Below are 13,783 nucleotides of genomic sequence, written 5' to 3' on the forward strand. Positions count from 1 at the left end.
ACGTGGACGCACAGGTCGGGATGGTTCTGCCGCATTTCGCCGACAGTCCCACCCCGACCCGGTAACCCGCGCCCGGCCGACTAGGCGAAGGCGGGTACGGGACGCACCGCTGCCAGCGCGCCCACGATCTCGTCGACCATGGTCTTGGCGTCGCCGAAGAGCATGGCGGCGTTCTCGCGGAAGAAGAGCGGGTTCTGCACCCCGGCGTAGCCGCTGGCCATCGAGCGCTTGAAGACGACGACGTTGGCGGCCTCCCACACCCGCAGCACCGGCATCCCGGCGATCGGGCTGTCCGGGTCCTCGTAGGCGGCCGGGTTGACCGTGTCGTTGGCGCCGATGACCAGGACGACGTCGGTGTCCGCGAAGTCGTCGTTGATCTCGTCCATCTCCAGCACGATGTCGTAGGGCAGCTTCGCCTCGGCCAGCAGCACGTTCATATGGCCCGGCAGCCGGCCGGCGACCGGGTGGATGCCGAACCGCACGTCGACGCCCCGCTCGCGCAGCAGCCGGGTCAGCTCGGCGACGGGGTACTGCGCCTGGGCCACCGCCATGCCGTAGCCGGGCGTGATCACCACCCGGGCGGCGCCGGCCAGCAGTTCGGCGGTCTCCTCGGCGGAGGTCTCCCGGTGCACGCCCTGCTCGCCGTCGTCGGTGCCCTTGGGCGCCTCGATGCCGAAGCCCCCGGCGATGACGGAGAAGAAGGAGCGGTTCATCGCCGCGCACATGATGTAGGACAGGTAGGCGCCCGAGGAGCCGACCAGCGCGCCGGTGACGATGAGCAGGTCGTTGTTGAGCAGGAAGCCGCTGGCGGCGGCCGCCCAGCCGGAGTAGCTGTTGAGCATCGAGACCACGACCGGCATGTCGCCGCCGCCGATCGAGGCGACCAGGTGCCAGCCGAAGAGCAGCGCGATCGCGGTCACGGCGATGATCGGCCACAGGCCGGGGTGGACCACGAAGAGGACGGTCAGGGCCGCGAAGGCGAGCAGCGCGACCAGGTTGAGGATGTTCTTCCCGGGCAGCACCAGCGGGGCCGACTTGATCCTCGCGCTCAGCTTCAGGTTGGCGACGATCGAGCCGGTGAAGGTGACCGCGCCGATGAAGATGCCGATGAGGACCTCGGCGTGGTGGATGTGCAGCAGGGAGCCGGTGAAGCCGCCGAGGCCGTTGCGTTCCACCTCGATGTAGGAGGCCCAGCCGACCAACACGGCGGCGAGGCCGACGAACGAGTGGAGCAGGGCGATGAGTTCGGGCATGCCGGTCATCTGCACGATGCGGGCCCGCCACAGACCGATGGCACCGCCGATCACGACCGCGCCGCCGAGCACCAGCAGGGTGGTGCCGCGCACCGAACTGTCGTGCACGGTCAGGACGATGGTGGCGGCGAGGGCGACGACCATGCCGACCACGCCGTAGGTCCAGCCCTGCCGGGCCGTCTCGTGCTTGCTCAGGCCGGCGAGGGAGAGGATGAAGAGCAGGGCGGCGACAAGGTACGCCGCTGTGGCGATCGAGGCTGCGGACACGTCAGTTCCCCTTGCTGAACATGGCGAGCATGCGGCGGGTCACCGCGAAGCCGCCGAAGATGTTGATGGAGGCGAGCAGGGTCGCGACCCCGGCCAGCGCCTGGATCGAGTGCACCCCGAGCCCGACCTGGACCAGCGCGCCGACGACGATGACCCCGGAGATGGCGTTGGTGACGCTCATCAGAGGGGTGTGCAGCGCGTGGTGGACCTTGCCGATGACGTAGTAGCCGATGACGATCGCCAGGGTGAGGACGGTGAAGTCCTGCGGGATGGGCGCCGGGGCGAACGCGATCACCAGCCAGAGCAGGGCGATCGCGGTGAGCACCAGCGCGAGCCTCGCGGCGGCCGACAATGGCTGCTTCACCGGCTTCTCCGGCTTGACCTGCACCGCCACGGCCGCCGCGGGGGCCGCGCTGACCTGGACCGGCGGTGGGGGCCAGAGCTTCTCGCCGCGTCCGGTCCCGGTGGCGCGCACGACCGTGATGCCACGCTGGACCACGTCGTCCAGGTCCAGGACGACCTGGCCGTCCTTGCCCGGGGTGAGCAGCTTGAGCAGGTTCACCAGGTTGGTGCCGTACAACTGGCTGGCCTGGGTGGGCAGCCGGCCGGCCAGGTCGGTGTAGCCGAGGACGGTCACGCCGTTGTCGGTGACGATCTTCTTTCCCGCGACGCTGCCCTCGACGTTGCCGCCCATGCCGGCCGCCATGTCGACGATCACCGACCCGGCCTTCATCGAGGCGACGTCGGCGGCCGTGATCAGCCTGGGCGCCAGGCGCCCGGGGATGAGCGCGGTGGTGATGATGATGTCGACATCGGCGGCCTGGTCGGAGTAGAGCTTGGCGGCGGCCTCGTTGTAGCGGTCCGAGGTGGCCTTGGCGTAGCCGTCGCCGCCCTGCTCGGCCTGCTCCTCGACGACCACCGGAAGGAACTCGCCGCCCAGCGATTTCACCTGGTCGGCGACCTCGGGGCGCGGGTCGGTGGCGCGCACGATCGCGCCGAGGCTGGAGGCCGCGCCGATCGCCGCCAGGCCGGCCACGCCCGCGCCGGCGACCAGCACCTTCGCCGGCGGCACCTTGCCGGCCGCGGTCACCTGGCCGGTGAAGAAGCGGCCGAACTCGTGGGCGGTCTCGACCACCGCCCGGTAGCCGGCGATGTTGGCCATGCTCGACAGGACGTCCAGGGACTGGGCGCGGCTGATGCGCGGCACAGCGTCCATGGCCAGCACGGTGATGTCCCGTTCGGCCAGGGCGTCCACCAGTTCGGGGTTGAGTGCCGGGGCCAGTGTCGAGACCAGGTACGCGCCGTCCTTGGGCCTGCCGACGTCGTCGGGCGAGGGGCCGTTGACCCGCAGGACGACGTCCGCGTCCCAGGCGTCCTCCGCGCTGCCGATGGTGGCCCCGGCGTCCTTGTAGCTCGCGTCGGTGAAGGCGGAGAGCTCACCGGCTCCGGCCTCGATCACCAGGTCGTAGCCGAGGGCGATGAGCTGGCGAACGGTCGCGGGTGTCGCGGCCACGCGGGTCTCGCCGACGGGCTCGCGGGTCACTCCTATGAGCATGGGAAGGACTCCTTTGGAACATGAACCTCTGGGTGCGAACGGGGATACGGCGAAGGTCTGGCACCGGCCCGGTGTCCCGGGCCGGTGCCAGACCTTGTTCAGGCGCGAAGAGTAGCGGATCAGTGGAGCATGAGTAGAGCATGACTGGATTGATGAGCACTCCTGTCGACCGGTGTACTGCCCTCGGCGCGGCGACTAGCAGACTCGTCCACGTTTCTGCCGCCGTCAGCGCAGCGAGGGTCGGACCGAGCAGGCAGTAGTTGTCGACGAGGCAACCGGGAGATCGCTCGGGCCCGGGAAGAGGTCGGCATCTTCCCGGGACGAACCCTCTCACTCCACGAGGACTGACTCCCGGTCCCGGAGGCCGCGCAGGACGTGTACCAGCGTCGGCACCAGCAGGAGCAGCGTCGCGGCCTCGGCCAGGACGCTGATCAGCGACTGCGGGGAGGGCTGCAGGCCGCGTTCGGTGAAGCCGAAGACGCCGATCGTGCGCGAGGCGGCGAATCCGCCCAGTGCGCCGGCGGCGGCCCCGGCGGCGGCGATCCGCAGCGTCAGCGGGCCGCCGAACGGCAGCAGGACGGCGAGCGCGAAGGAGACCCCGGCCTGGATCAGGAACAACACGCCGATCACGTGGATGGAGCGGTATCCGGTGATGTAGAGCTGGGCGTGGATGTACCCGCTGACTGCCAGCGTGGCGGCGATCGGGATGCGGAACGCCACATCCACCGGGGGCCGGTCGCTCATCCCAGCCTCCGGTCGTTCACGGCGAGGGCCTGGACGCCCTGACGGTAGGTCACGGTTCGGATGCCGAGGGCGGATCCGAGCCGCCCGGCGGGCAGCACCTGCGGTGTGGGTGCGGGACCGTGGCCGGGAGCGGGCAGGGGGTAGGCGGTGGTGGTGGCGGAGTGGAAGGTGACGTTGCCCTCGGTCCTGCTGAACAACTGGTGCACATGGCCGTTGAGGCAGGTGACCGAGGAGAAACGGCTGAGCAGGGCCAGGACCTGCAGGGCGTCGTCCGTGCTCCACCCCCACGCCGGGTACATGGCGAACAGCGGAATGTGGCTGAACACCACGACCGGGGTGTCGGACTTCAGCCCCGCGACGTCCCTGCGGACGAAGTCGATCTGGTCCTGGCCCAGGTGACCGAGCTTCTCCAGGCTCAGCGTGTTGACCAGCGCGATGAAGTGCACCCCGTGGGTGTCGAAGGAGTACCAGCCGTCGCCGCTGGTTCCGGTGCCGAACCGCTGGCGGTAGGCGCGTCCCGCGTCGCCGACCGAGTCGTGCTCCCCCGGAACAGTGAACACCCGGTCGGTGCGCACCCCGGCGAGCATCTGCCGCACCTGGTCGAACTGGGCCGGGGTCGACAGGTGCGTCAGGTCGCCGGTGTGCATGACGAAGTCGGGACGGAATCCCAGGGTGTCGATCTGGTTCAGCGCCTCGCCGAACGAGGCGGTCACGTCGGTGTTCGCGGGGCCGTGGAAGCCGATGTGGCTGTCGGAGACCTGGACGAAGCGCAGGGCGCCGGCACCCACTGCGGCGGCGCCGTCCTGGTCGTGGGCGATATGGCTGACGACCTCGCCGCCGGCCACGGTCAGGACCACGGCGGAGCCGAACCAGCCTGCGTGCCGGATGAGTTGACGACGACTCATGCCGTGCTCGGAGTCGGGGGTCTCGCTCACTTGGTCACCGTCACTGTCGCGGTCATGAACGGGTGGATGGTGCACAGGTACGCGTAGGTCCCCGGGGTGGTGAACCGGTAGGAGTAGCTCTGCCCCGTGCTCAGCGCCGCCGACGTCAGCGGGCCGCCGGAGCCCTGACTGGTCACGGTGTGGGTGTCGGTGTCCTGGTTGGTCCAGGTGACGGTGGCACCCGCCTTGACGACCAGCGCGGCGGGGCTGAACGCGAAGCCCTTGATGGTCACCACCGCGTCGCCGGCCACCGGAGCGGCCGGAACAGCCGCGGCGGATCCGCTCATGGTCATGCCGGGCATCGTGGAAGGCGCCGGGACCGGGCCGGTGGCGGTGGACCCGGGCGTTCCGGCCAGCGACTGGCTGACGCCGGGACTGATTGCCGCGGCAGGGTGGGAGGGGCTGCCACAGGCGGTCAGCAGCAGGCTCGTGCTCAGGGCTGCCACGCCCAGGAGTGGTCGAAGGTGCAGGCTCATGACTCTCGCTTCAGTAGTCCAGGCGGGGCGCCCAAAGCCGGGGTGCAGCCGGCGTCCCGCGTAGTCATCTGGAGATAGCAGCGGGGTTACACGGCGGCGGTGTAACCCGGAGTGCTATCCCCCTACGACAGCAACAGACCCTGCGAGTCGGAGCGGAAGTGACGGCGCCCCTACGATGAACCGTGACCATGTGGATTCGAGCGCGGCTGGCCGGAGTTCGGAGGCTTCCCGTGCACGCGGCCTCTCCCGGTGAGCGGCCCCGCGCCGAGCCGGACCGGCCGAGCGAGAACTCAAGGCCCACCGTGCTGCCGACCGCCGCGTACGCGGACTGGGACGCGATCTACAGCGACAACGTCGGGCGCATCTACCGGCAGATGTTCGCCAAGGTCGGCAACCGTCCCGACGCCGAGGACCTCACCTCCCAGGTCTTCCTGGATGCCATGGGCCCGCTGCGCACCACCGCGAGCATCGGCGAGGTCCGCTCCTATCTGCTGGCGACCGCGCGGACCGTCCTGGCCCGGCACTGGCGCAACACCCTGGGCCACCAGGTCACCGAGATCGACCTGGACCAGGTCGACCTGGACGACTTCGCCGCGCCCGCCCGCACCGAGGACCCGGGACAGACCCCGGAGCGGGTCACCACGCTCCTGTCCGCGCTGTCCGAACGCCACCGCATGATCCTCACCCTGCGGTTCCTCCGGGGCTACTCGATCAGGGGCGCCGCCGCCGAACTCGGGGTGAGCGTCGCCAACGCGAAAGTGCTGCAACACCGCGCCCTGCGCAAAGCAGCAGGACTCGACCAGGAAGGGGAAGCGTGATGAAGCGTCCGATCGACCGCTACGTGGACGGTCTGCTGCGCCGGCGCCGCCCCAAGTCCTTCGCCCCCGATGAGGAGGACCTGGCCGTCGCACGCACCGCCATCGAACTGGCCGCCACCGGACCCGACGCCCAGCACCCGCGCGAGGCCTTCGTCGAGGACCTGCGCCGCCGCCTCGCCGCCCAGGCCGCCGCCCACCGCCCCGTGCCACCCCGCCCGTCGAGCCGCTGGGCCATGGAACGCCGCTGGTTTCTGACCGCCACCGCGGTAACCGCGTCAGCGGCCGCCGGCGCCGCCGGCTACGCCCTGACGCAGTCTCCTGCTTCCACCCCGGCCGAGTCCGAACTGACCCCCACCACGGGCAGTTGGCAGACCGTGGTCACCGCCACCGAACTGTCCGAGGGCACCACACTCCCCTTCGACCTCGGCACCGTCACCGGGTTCCTGCGGCGCGTCTCCGGACGGGTGCAGGCCGTCTCGGGCATCTGCACCCACCAGGGGTGCCGACTGCGCCTGACACCCCCACAGGACCAACTGGCCTGCCCCTGCCACGGAGCGACGTTCACCCTGGCCGGCGAACCCCTGACCCACCCTCACAACAGCCATCCCCTGCCCGCGCTCCCCCGGCTTCCAGTCCGCGTGCAGGGCAACGACATCCAGATCTACGCCCCGGCCCGAACCTAGACACGACGGGCGAGTGGTACCGCAGTACCACTCCGTCGAGCCAGTTGTCCCCCGTGGTCCCACAGCCACCGCCGCAGGCGTCCCTAGCCTGATTGGCCGGCCACCAAGCAGGGCCAGCCGACGGTTGCCCCGGGGACCGAGAGCGAAAGTCACCTGGACACAATGGGCGCATGACCCATGACACCGCCCCCGGACCACCGACCGACCGCGAGTACTGGACGGAGCTGGTGCACAGCCGTCTTGAGCGCATCGAGGCGCTGCTGGCCCCCGACGAGCAGACACCCGAGCCCGAGCGCCCCGCCTGGCAGCGGCACACCCGGGGCGAACAGCGCTGGGCCGTGATGGTGGCGCTCCTGATGGCGATCTGGGTGCAGTGGGCGCTGCCGGACCGCCTCAGCATCCATCCGCACTGGCTGCTGCCGGTGCTGGAAATGGCCATGCTGGTGGCACTCTGGATCGCTCATCCGCACCAGCGCATCTCGCACAGCTCCCGCCTGCTGCGTGTACTGGGACTACTGCTTGCCGCCGCGGTCAGCCTCGCCAACGGTTGGTCCGCCGTCCTGCTGGTGCGGGACCTGCTGCAGGGCACCGAGGGCTCCAATGCCGTGGCGCTGCTGATGACCGGCGGCGGCATCTGGCTGACCAACATCATCGCGTTCAGTCTCTGGTACTGGGAGTGGGACCGCGGCGGCCCGGCCGCCCGCGCCCTGGGCACGCATCAACACCCGGACTTCCTCTTCCCGCAGATGCAGCAGGAGGGCATCGCGCGCAAGGACTGGGAGCCGCAGTACGTGGACTACCTCTATGTCGCACTGACCAACGCCACGTCCTTCAGCCCCACCGACACCATGCCGCTGTCCCGCTGGGCGAAGCTGCTGATGTCCCTGCAGTCGACCATCTCACTGCTGACCCTGGCCCTGGTCATCGCACGTGCGGTCGGCGTCCTGAAATAGTCCTGCCAAATCCCTCGTCACCGCGCAGATCCTCGAACCAGTCGCCCGGACCAGCACCCGCACGGACTGGCTCCAGCAACTCCTGCACACCACGGTCCTGCTGGGTCTGACCGTACTCCCTGCAGCTCGCCTTCCAGCGCCACGGCGAGTCGGTCTCCGCCTGGATCCGGCGGCGCCGACTGGAGCGGTGCCGCCGGGACCTGGCCGAACCCCTGCTGGACGGGCAGTCGATCGAAGCGGTCGCCGCACGCTGGGGCTTCAGGTATCCACAGGCGTTCAGCCGTGCGTTCCGCAGTGCCTACGGCGAATCGCCCCGTGACTGCCGCGAGCGGCACCGCGCCCTGCGCCGGATCGACCGGTGACGGTGCCGTCCCTCCCCTTCAGCGGGCCCACAGGCCTCGGACATGGCCGAGGTGACGGGTCATCAATTCACGTACGGCGTCCTGGTCACGGTCGAGGAGCAGATCGAGGATCCGGAGGTGCTCCTCGGCGGACGCCTTCAGCAGTCCCCGCTCGACCAGCGCGGTGAGCCCGTACAGCCGCGACCGCTTGCGCAGGTCGCCGACCACCTCAAGCAGATGCTCGTTGCCGGCCAGGGCGAGCAGGCCGAGGTGGAAGCGGCGGTCGGCCTCCACGTAGGCGATGAGGTCGCCGGCGGTGGCCGCGGTGACGATCTCCTCGGCAGCCGGACGGAGTGCTTGCAGTGCCTCCGGGTCGGCGGTGGCGGCGAGGCCCACGACCACGGGGATCTCGATCAACGACCGGATCTGGGTGTACTCGTCGAGCTGGCGCTCGGAGACAGCGGTGACCCGGAAGCCCTTGTTGGGCACCGTGTCGACCAGCCCCTCCTTGACCAGGTCGAGCATGGCCTCACGCACCGGAGTCGCGGAGACTCCGAACCGGCCGGCCAGCATCGGCGCGGAGTAGACCTCGCCGGGGCTCAGCTCGCCGGCGATCAGCGCGGCACGTAGGGCGTCGGCGACGCGCTCGCGGTAGCTGGGGCGGGCTCCGCCCAGGGCGGGCAGGACCGGTCCGGCGCTGCCCGAGAAGAGCTTGGAACCTTTGTCCTCGTTGCGCTGAGCGGCCATGCGTTGCTCCTCCTGGATACGCCTTGCACATGCAATGTCACACGCCACCAGTATGGTCGAGGGTCACAGCACGAAGCCGGCCGGGAACGGGTCGGCCGGGTCGAGCAGGTACTGGGCGGTCCCGGTGATCCAGGCCCGTCCGGTGACCGTGGGCACCACGGCGGGGTGTCCGGCGACCTCCGTGGCCTCGACCAGGCGGCCGGTGAAGGACGTGCCGATGAAGGACTCGTTGACGAAGTCCTGGTCCAGCGGGAGTTGGCCGCGGGCGTGCAACTGCGCCATCCGGGCCGAGGTGCCGGTCCCGCAGGGCGAGCGGTCGAACCAGCCCGGGTGGATGGCCATGGCATGCCGCGAGCGCTCGGCGTTCGAGCCCGGAGCGGCCAGGTACACATGGTGGACGCCGTGGATGGAGGGGTTCTCCGGGTGTACCGGCGGATCCTCCGCGTTGATGGCGTCCATCAGCGCGAGCCCGGCGGCGAGGATCTCGTCCTTGCGCTCGCGCTCGAAGGGCAGCCCGAACCGGTCCAGCGGCAGGATCGCGTAGAAGTTGCCGCCGAAGGCCAGGTCGTAGGTCACCGTGCGGCCGTCGGCGAGGACGGCCTTGCGGTCGAGGCCGACCGCGAACGACGGCACATTGCGGATCGTGACGGCCTTGGCGGCCCCGTCCTGCACCGCCACCTCGGCGACCACCGGTCCGGCCGGGGTGTCCAGCCGGATGGTGGTGACCGGCTCGACCACGGGGACCATTCCGGTCTCGACCAGGACGGTGGCCACGCCGATGGTGCCGTGGCCGCACATCGGCAGATAGCCGGAGACCTCGATGTAGAGGACGCCGAAGTCGCAGTCGGGCCGGGTGGACGGCTGGAGGATCGCCCCGCTCATCGCGGCGTGCCCGCGCGGCTCGTTCATCAGGAAGTTGCGCACGTCGTCACGGTGCTCGCGGAACCACAGACGGCGTTCGTTCATGGTGGCGCCCGGGACGGTGCCGATGCCTCCGGTGACGACCCGGGTGGGCATGCCCTCGGTGTGCGAGTCCACGGCGTGCAGGACGAGCTTGCTGCGCATGAGCGGGAGATCCTCTCTACCGACAGGTAGGAATAACCGGGTCAGGAAAGACCCAGGGCCAGAGCCTTCTCGGTGGCCTCGCGAATCGCCCGCTCCTGCTCCGGGAGCAGCGGGACGCGCGGCGGGCGGACCGGGCCGCCACGGCGGCCGACGATGTCCATGGACAGCTTGATCGCCTGGACGAACTCGACCTTGGAGTCCCAGCGGTGCAGCGCGTGCAGCTGCCGGTAGAGCGGTACGGCGGTGGCCAGGTCGCCCTTGACCGCGGCGTGGTACAGCTCGACCGTCGACTTCGGCAGGGCGTTGGGGTAGCCCGCGACCCAGCCCTTGGCACCGGCGATCGCCAGTTCCAGCAGGACGTCGTCCGCGCCGATCAACACGTCCAGTTCGGGGGCGAGTTCGGCGATCCGGTAGATGCGGCGGGTGTCGCCGGAGAACTCCTTGACGCCCTTGATCAGGCCCGCCTCGTGCAGCTCGGCGAGCAGTTCGGGAGTCAGATCGACCTTGGTGTCGTGCGGGTTGTTGTAGGCGACGACATCGATGCCGACCTCGGCGACGGCGGCGTAGTGCGCGAGCACCGAGCGCTCGTCGGCCCTGTAGGCGTTCGGGGGCAGCAGCATGACGGCGGCGCAGCCCGCGTCCTTGGCCTGCTGCGCCCAGCGGGCGGCTTCGGCGGAACCGTACGCGGAGACTCCCGGCATGACCTTGTCGCCGCCGATCGCCGCGACCGCGACCTCGACGACCCGGGCGCGTTCCTCGTCGGTGAGGACCTGGTACTCGCCGAGGGAGCCGTTGGGGACGACGCCGTCGCAGCCGTTCCCGACGAGCCACCGGCAGTGGTCGGCGTATGCCTCGAAGTCGACGCTCAGGTCGTCATGGAGGGGCAGGGCGGTGGCGACCAGGACACCGCGCCAGACAGGGTTCTCGGTGGTGCTCATCGGAGTCTCGACCTTCTCGTGGAGTGTGACAGCTCACTGCGGGCTGCAGCGGCGGTGGATCCTGAGGGACTGGTCACGAGCGGCCATCGGGCTCCTGGGCCAGCACCGCCAGGGGCACCGGCCGGGCGAGGGGCCGCTTGGCGGGGCCCACCGCACACCCCGCGACGCCGGCGACCCCGGGAGCGCAGATCCGCCCCTGGCACCAGCCCATCCCGGCACGGGTGAGGAGCTTGACGGTCCGCAGGTCGGTGGCGCCCAGGTCCTGGACGGCCTCGCGGACCGCCCCGGCCGGGACCTCCTCGCAGCGGCAGACGACGGTGTCGTCGGTGACCTGTTCCGTCCAGTGGGCGGGCGGAGCGTAGACGGTGTCGATGGCCGCGAAGAACTTCCGCAGCCGGGCACGGGTCCTGGCAGGCGCCGCCCGGTCGGCCCGCCCGGGGTCAACCCCCTTGAGCCTGGCAGCGATCGAGTATCCGGCGATCTCGCCCTCGGCCAGCGCCAGCACCGCTCCGCCGATTCCGGTCGCCTCGCCCGCCGCCCAGACGCCGTCGACATCGGTGCGCTGCTCGGCGTCGGTGACCACGAACGGGTCGCCGGTGGCGTCGATCGCACAGCCCAGCGACTCCGCGAGATCGGTGTGCGCGAGCATGCCGTGCCCGACGGCCAGGGTGTCGCAGGCGATCCGCCGCTCACTGCCCGGCCGGAGCCGGCCGTCCGCGTCCAGTGCGGCGACGGTGACGGCCTCGACGCGGTCGGAGCCGTGCGCCTCCACCACGGTATGACAGACCGTCACCCGAACTCTGTGGCACGTCAGTCGGGCGGCATACCGGACCGCCTCGACGACCTTCGCCGGATTGGCGGCGAGCGTCGGGGCATGCCGGACGAGGCTCGCGGGACGTGCGGACTCCACATACGCGACGATCCTGGCGCCCGCCGCGGCGAGCCCCACCGCGACCGGCATCAGCAGCGGCCCGGTCCCGGCGACGACGACCGTACGGCCGGGCAGCACCAGCCCGCCCTTGAGCATCGCCTGGGCGCCGCCCGCGGTGACCACCCCGGGCAGGGTCCAGCCGGGGAACGGCAGCACCTTCTCGTACCCGCCGGTCGCCAGGAGCACGGCGTCGGCGGTGACCGCCTCCGGCTCCACCTGTTCGGGCCCGAGCAGGGCGTGCACGGTGAAACCCGCTCCACTTCGGACCTCCCCCGGGTCCGAACGCTGCTCCACGAACCAGATATGACGGTCCGGCAGATGTGTGATCCGTCCTGCCGCGATGTGCGCGGCCAGCCGGTTGCGCAGCTTCTTCCAGGTGCCCCAGGCGTGGTGGAGCACCTCCGGCCTGCGTGCTCCGAGTTCGACGGCCGGCTGGCGGTAGAACTGCCCGCCCGCCTGGGCGGCGGAGTCGAGCAGCGTGACCCGCACCCCCTGGTCGGCGGCGGTCAGCGCGGCGGCGAGCCCGGCGGGGCCGGCGCCGATGACCGCCAGAGTCCTATCCGAGGCCGTCATGGCCGGTTCCCTCCTGGGTCAGGATCACGTCGCCGGACCGGGCCGGGACCAGGCAGGCCCGCTGGTTGGGGCGGCCGTTGACGGTGACCAGGCAGTCGAAGCAGACGCCGATGCCGCAGAAGACGCCGCGCGGCGATCCGCCCCCTCGGGTGGTGCGCCACGAAGTGACGCCCGCCGACCAGAGTGCAGCGGCGACGGTCTGCCCGGGAAGCGCCTCGATCGCGCGGCCGTCGAGGGTGACACTGAAGGCGGGGCCGGGCCGGGCCCGGGCGAGTTCCAGGGGATTCACACGGGCTCCTCGGGAAAGCGGTCGGGCCGGAACGGAGTGAGGTCCAGGTCGGGCGTCCTGCCGGTCAGCGACTGCGCGATCAGATGCCCGGTGCCGACCGCGAGCCCGATGCCCGCCCCCTCGTGGCCGCACGCATGATGCAGCCCCGGCACCCGGGGGTCGGCGCCGATCGCCGGGAGGTGGTCCGGCAGATAGGGACGGAAGCCCAGATAGGCGCGCATGGCGTGGACCGTGCCGAGTACCGGGAAGAGGGCGGTGGCCTGCGCCGCCAGGCGCCGTGCCACCGGAAGGGAGAAGCTCCGGTCGAAGCCGACCCGTTCACGGCTGGCACCGATCAGCACCGGGCCCGCTGCGGTGGCCTCGACGACCGCCGAGGACTGCAGTCCCGCGTCGCCGCTGGCCACATCGGCCACGTAGTCGGCGGCGTACACCTTGTGCCGGACGACCCGGCTCGGCAGCGGCTCGGTGACCAGGACGAAGCCGCGCCGCGGCAGGACCGGGAGATGCACCCCGGCCAGCGCTGCCAGCTCGCCGCCCCAGGTACCGGCCGCGTTCACGACCGTCGGGGCATGGACGTCGCCGTGCCCGGTCCGGACACCGAGCACCGATCCGTCCTTCCCGCGCAGGACGCCGGTGACGGCCGTGCCGGTGCGCAGTTCCGCTCCGGCACGGCGCGCAGCTCGGATCACCTGCGCGGCGGCCAGCGACGGCATCACCTGGCAGTCCTGCGGATAGAGGACCCCGCCCGCGAGCCCCGGCGCCAGGTGCGGCTCCAGGTCGCCCAGTTCCTCGGGGGCGACGCTCCGCGCCTCCACGCCCGCCGCACGCTGGCCGGCGGCGAAGGTCTCCAGCGCCGCCATGCCCTCGGGGCGGGAGGCGACGACCACTCCGCCCTTCGCCTCGAACTCCACTGCCCTGCCCAGGCCCGGCTCGGCCGCGAGTTCGCCCCACAGCCGCCTGGACAGCAGCGCGAGGTCCAGCTCAGGGCCCGGCTCCTTGTCGGAGACCAGCAGGTTGCCCTCGCCCGCCCCGGTGGTGCCGCCGGCCACGGGGCCCCGGTCCACAAGGAGCGTGGTCAGACCCGCCCGGGCCGCATAGAGAGCGCAGGCAGCACCCACCATTCCGGCCCCGACGACCACGACGTCGCAGGTCAGTCGATTGCTCACATCAGTACAATGTCACATGCTTCTTGTTCGGCCAAGACCC

15 protein-coding genes are annotated in these 13,783 nt (G+C 71.0%); 4 read left to right on the top strand and 11 right to left on the bottom strand.

Annotated elements, in window-relative coordinates; translation table 11 throughout:
• Positions 1-80 precede the first annotated feature (80 nt).
• From pntB to ABH941_RS08540, 5 genes are all read right to left on the bottom strand, one after another.
• Complete coding sequence (gene pntB, locus ABH941_RS08520) at positions 81-1,520, bottom strand: Re/Si-specific NAD(P)(+) transhydrogenase subunit beta (protein ID WP_370128008.1); 1,440 nt, start codon at positions 1,518-1,520, stop codon at positions 81-83.
• Position 1,521: 1 nt separating this feature from the next.
• Positions 1,522-3,075: a Re/Si-specific NAD(P)(+) transhydrogenase subunit alpha gene (locus ABH941_RS08525; protein ID WP_370128009.1), complete on the bottom strand. Its 1,554-nt coding sequence runs from the start codon at positions 3,073-3,075 to the stop codon at positions 1,522-1,524.
• A gap of 330 nt (positions 3,076-3,405) precedes the next feature.
• On the bottom strand, positions 3,406-3,819 hold the full coding sequence (locus ABH941_RS08530) for a hypothetical protein (RefSeq protein WP_370128010.1): 414 nt from the start codon (positions 3,817-3,819) through the stop codon (positions 3,406-3,408).
• Positions 3,816-4,754 (bottom strand): metallophosphoesterase, encoded by a 939-nt coding sequence (locus ABH941_RS08535; RefSeq protein WP_370128011.1) that lies wholly within the window; start codon positions 4,752-4,754, stop codon positions 3,816-3,818. Before ABH941_RS08535 ends, ABH941_RS08530 begins: the two co-directional genes overlap by 4 nt.
• Positions 4,751-5,239 carry a cupredoxin family copper-binding protein gene (locus ABH941_RS08540; protein WP_370128012.1) on the bottom strand — a complete coding sequence of 163 codons (489 nt, stop codon included), beginning with the start codon at positions 5,237-5,239 and terminating at the stop codon, positions 4,751-4,753. The genes ABH941_RS08535 and ABH941_RS08540 overlap by 4 nt, the downstream gene beginning before the upstream one ends.
• A gap of 230 nt (positions 5,240-5,469) precedes the next feature.
• Here ABH941_RS08540 and ABH941_RS08545 point away from each other — a divergent pair, with 230 nt between their 5' ends.
• The 4 genes from ABH941_RS08545 (at position 5,470) to ABH941_RS08560 (ending at position 8,055) form a co-directional block, all read left to right on the top strand.
• The gene (locus tag ABH941_RS08545) at positions 5,470-6,057 is read left to right on the top strand and encodes an RNA polymerase sigma factor (protein ID WP_370128013.1); all 588 of its coding nucleotides are present in this window, start codon (positions 5,470-5,472) and stop codon (positions 6,055-6,057) included.
• Positions 6,057-6,740 (top strand): Rieske (2Fe-2S) protein, encoded by a 684-nt coding sequence (locus tag ABH941_RS08550; RefSeq protein ID WP_370128014.1) that lies wholly within the window; start codon positions 6,057-6,059, stop codon positions 6,738-6,740. The genes ABH941_RS08545 and ABH941_RS08550 overlap by 1 nt, the downstream gene beginning before the upstream one ends.
• A gap of 170 nt (positions 6,741-6,910) precedes the next feature.
• A complete protein-coding gene (locus tag ABH941_RS08555) occupies positions 6,911-7,693 on the top strand; it encodes a hypothetical protein (RefSeq protein WP_370128015.1) in 783 nt (260 codons plus the stop codon).
• Between the two features lie 119 nt (positions 7,694-7,812).
• Positions 7,813-8,055, top strand: coding sequence for a helix-turn-helix domain-containing protein (locus ABH941_RS08560; RefSeq protein WP_370128153.1), 243 nt, complete (start codon positions 7,813-7,815; stop codon positions 8,053-8,055).
• Between the two features lie 18 nt (positions 8,056-8,073).
• On the opposite strand, the gene ABH941_RS08565 is transcribed toward ABH941_RS08560, so the two are convergent.
• The 6 genes from ABH941_RS08565 to ABH941_RS08590 form a co-directional block, all read right to left on the bottom strand.
• Positions 8,074-8,781 carry a GntR family transcriptional regulator gene (locus ABH941_RS08565; RefSeq protein ID WP_370128016.1) on the bottom strand — a complete coding sequence of 236 codons (708 nt, stop codon included), beginning with the start codon at positions 8,779-8,781 and terminating at the stop codon, positions 8,074-8,076.
• 63 nt (positions 8,782-8,844) lie between these two features.
• On the bottom strand, positions 8,845-9,846 hold the full coding sequence (locus ABH941_RS08570; RefSeq protein ID WP_370128017.1) for a proline racemase family protein: 1,002 nt from the start codon (positions 9,844-9,846) through the stop codon (positions 8,845-8,847).
• Between the two features lie 41 nt (positions 9,847-9,887).
• Positions 9,888-10,784 (bottom strand): dihydrodipicolinate synthase family protein, encoded by an 897-nt coding sequence (locus tag ABH941_RS08575; RefSeq protein WP_370128018.1) that lies wholly within the window; start codon positions 10,782-10,784, stop codon positions 9,888-9,890.
• Positions 10,785-10,857: 73 nt separating this feature from the next.
• A complete protein-coding gene (locus tag ABH941_RS08580; protein ID WP_370128019.1) occupies positions 10,858-12,288 on the bottom strand; it encodes an NAD(P)/FAD-dependent oxidoreductase in 1,431 nt (476 codons plus the stop codon).
• Complete coding sequence (locus tag ABH941_RS08585; protein ID WP_370128020.1) at positions 12,272-12,577, bottom strand: (2Fe-2S)-binding protein; 306 nt, start codon at positions 12,575-12,577, stop codon at positions 12,272-12,274. The genes ABH941_RS08580 and ABH941_RS08585 overlap by 17 nt, the downstream gene beginning before the upstream one ends.
• Positions 12,574-13,743 (bottom strand): NAD(P)/FAD-dependent oxidoreductase, encoded by a 1,170-nt coding sequence (locus ABH941_RS08590; protein ID WP_370128022.1) that lies wholly within the window; start codon positions 13,741-13,743, stop codon positions 12,574-12,576. Before ABH941_RS08590 ends, ABH941_RS08585 begins: the two co-directional genes overlap by 4 nt.
• Positions 13,744-13,783 lie beyond the last annotated feature (40 nt).

It is taken from the genome of Streptacidiphilus sp. EB103A (genome assembly GCF_041261405.1).
Lineage (GTDB): Bacteria > Actinomycetota > Actinomycetes > Streptomycetales > Streptomycetaceae > Streptacidiphilus.

Excerpts from the sequence above, each read along its gene's own strand:
- ABH941_RS08525 (WP_370128009.1), bottom strand. The coding sequence starts at position 3,075 with ATGCTCATAGGAGTGACCCGCGAGCCCGTCGGCGAGACCCGCGTGGCC.
- ABH941_RS08530 (WP_370128010.1), bottom strand. The coding sequence starts at position 3,819 with ATGAGCGACCGGCCCCCGGTGGATGTGGCGTTCCGCATCCCGATCGCC.
- ABH941_RS08540 (WP_370128012.1), bottom strand. The coding sequence starts at position 5,239 with ATGAGCCTGCACCTTCGACCACTCCTGGGCGTGGCAGCCCTGAGCACG.
- ABH941_RS08550 (WP_370128014.1), top strand. The coding sequence starts at position 6,057 with ATGAAGCGTCCGATCGACCGCTACGTGGACGGTCTGCTGCGCCGGCGC.
- ABH941_RS08555 (WP_370128015.1), top strand. The coding sequence starts at position 6,911 with ATGACCCATGACACCGCCCCCGGACCACCGACCGACCGCGAGTACTGG.
- ABH941_RS08565 (WP_370128016.1), bottom strand. The coding sequence starts at position 8,781 with ATGGCCGCTCAGCGCAACGAGGACAAAGGTTCCAAGCTCTTCTCGGGC.
- ABH941_RS08570 (WP_370128017.1), bottom strand. The coding sequence starts at position 9,846 with ATGCGCAGCAAGCTCGTCCTGCACGCCGTGGACTCGCACACCGAGGGC.
- ABH941_RS08575 (WP_370128018.1), bottom strand. The coding sequence starts at position 10,784 with ATGAGCACCACCGAGAACCCTGTCTGGCGCGGTGTCCTGGTCGCCACC.
- ABH941_RS08580 (WP_370128019.1), bottom strand. The coding sequence starts at position 12,288 with ATGACGGCCTCGGATAGGACTCTGGCGGTCATCGGCGCCGGCCCCGCC.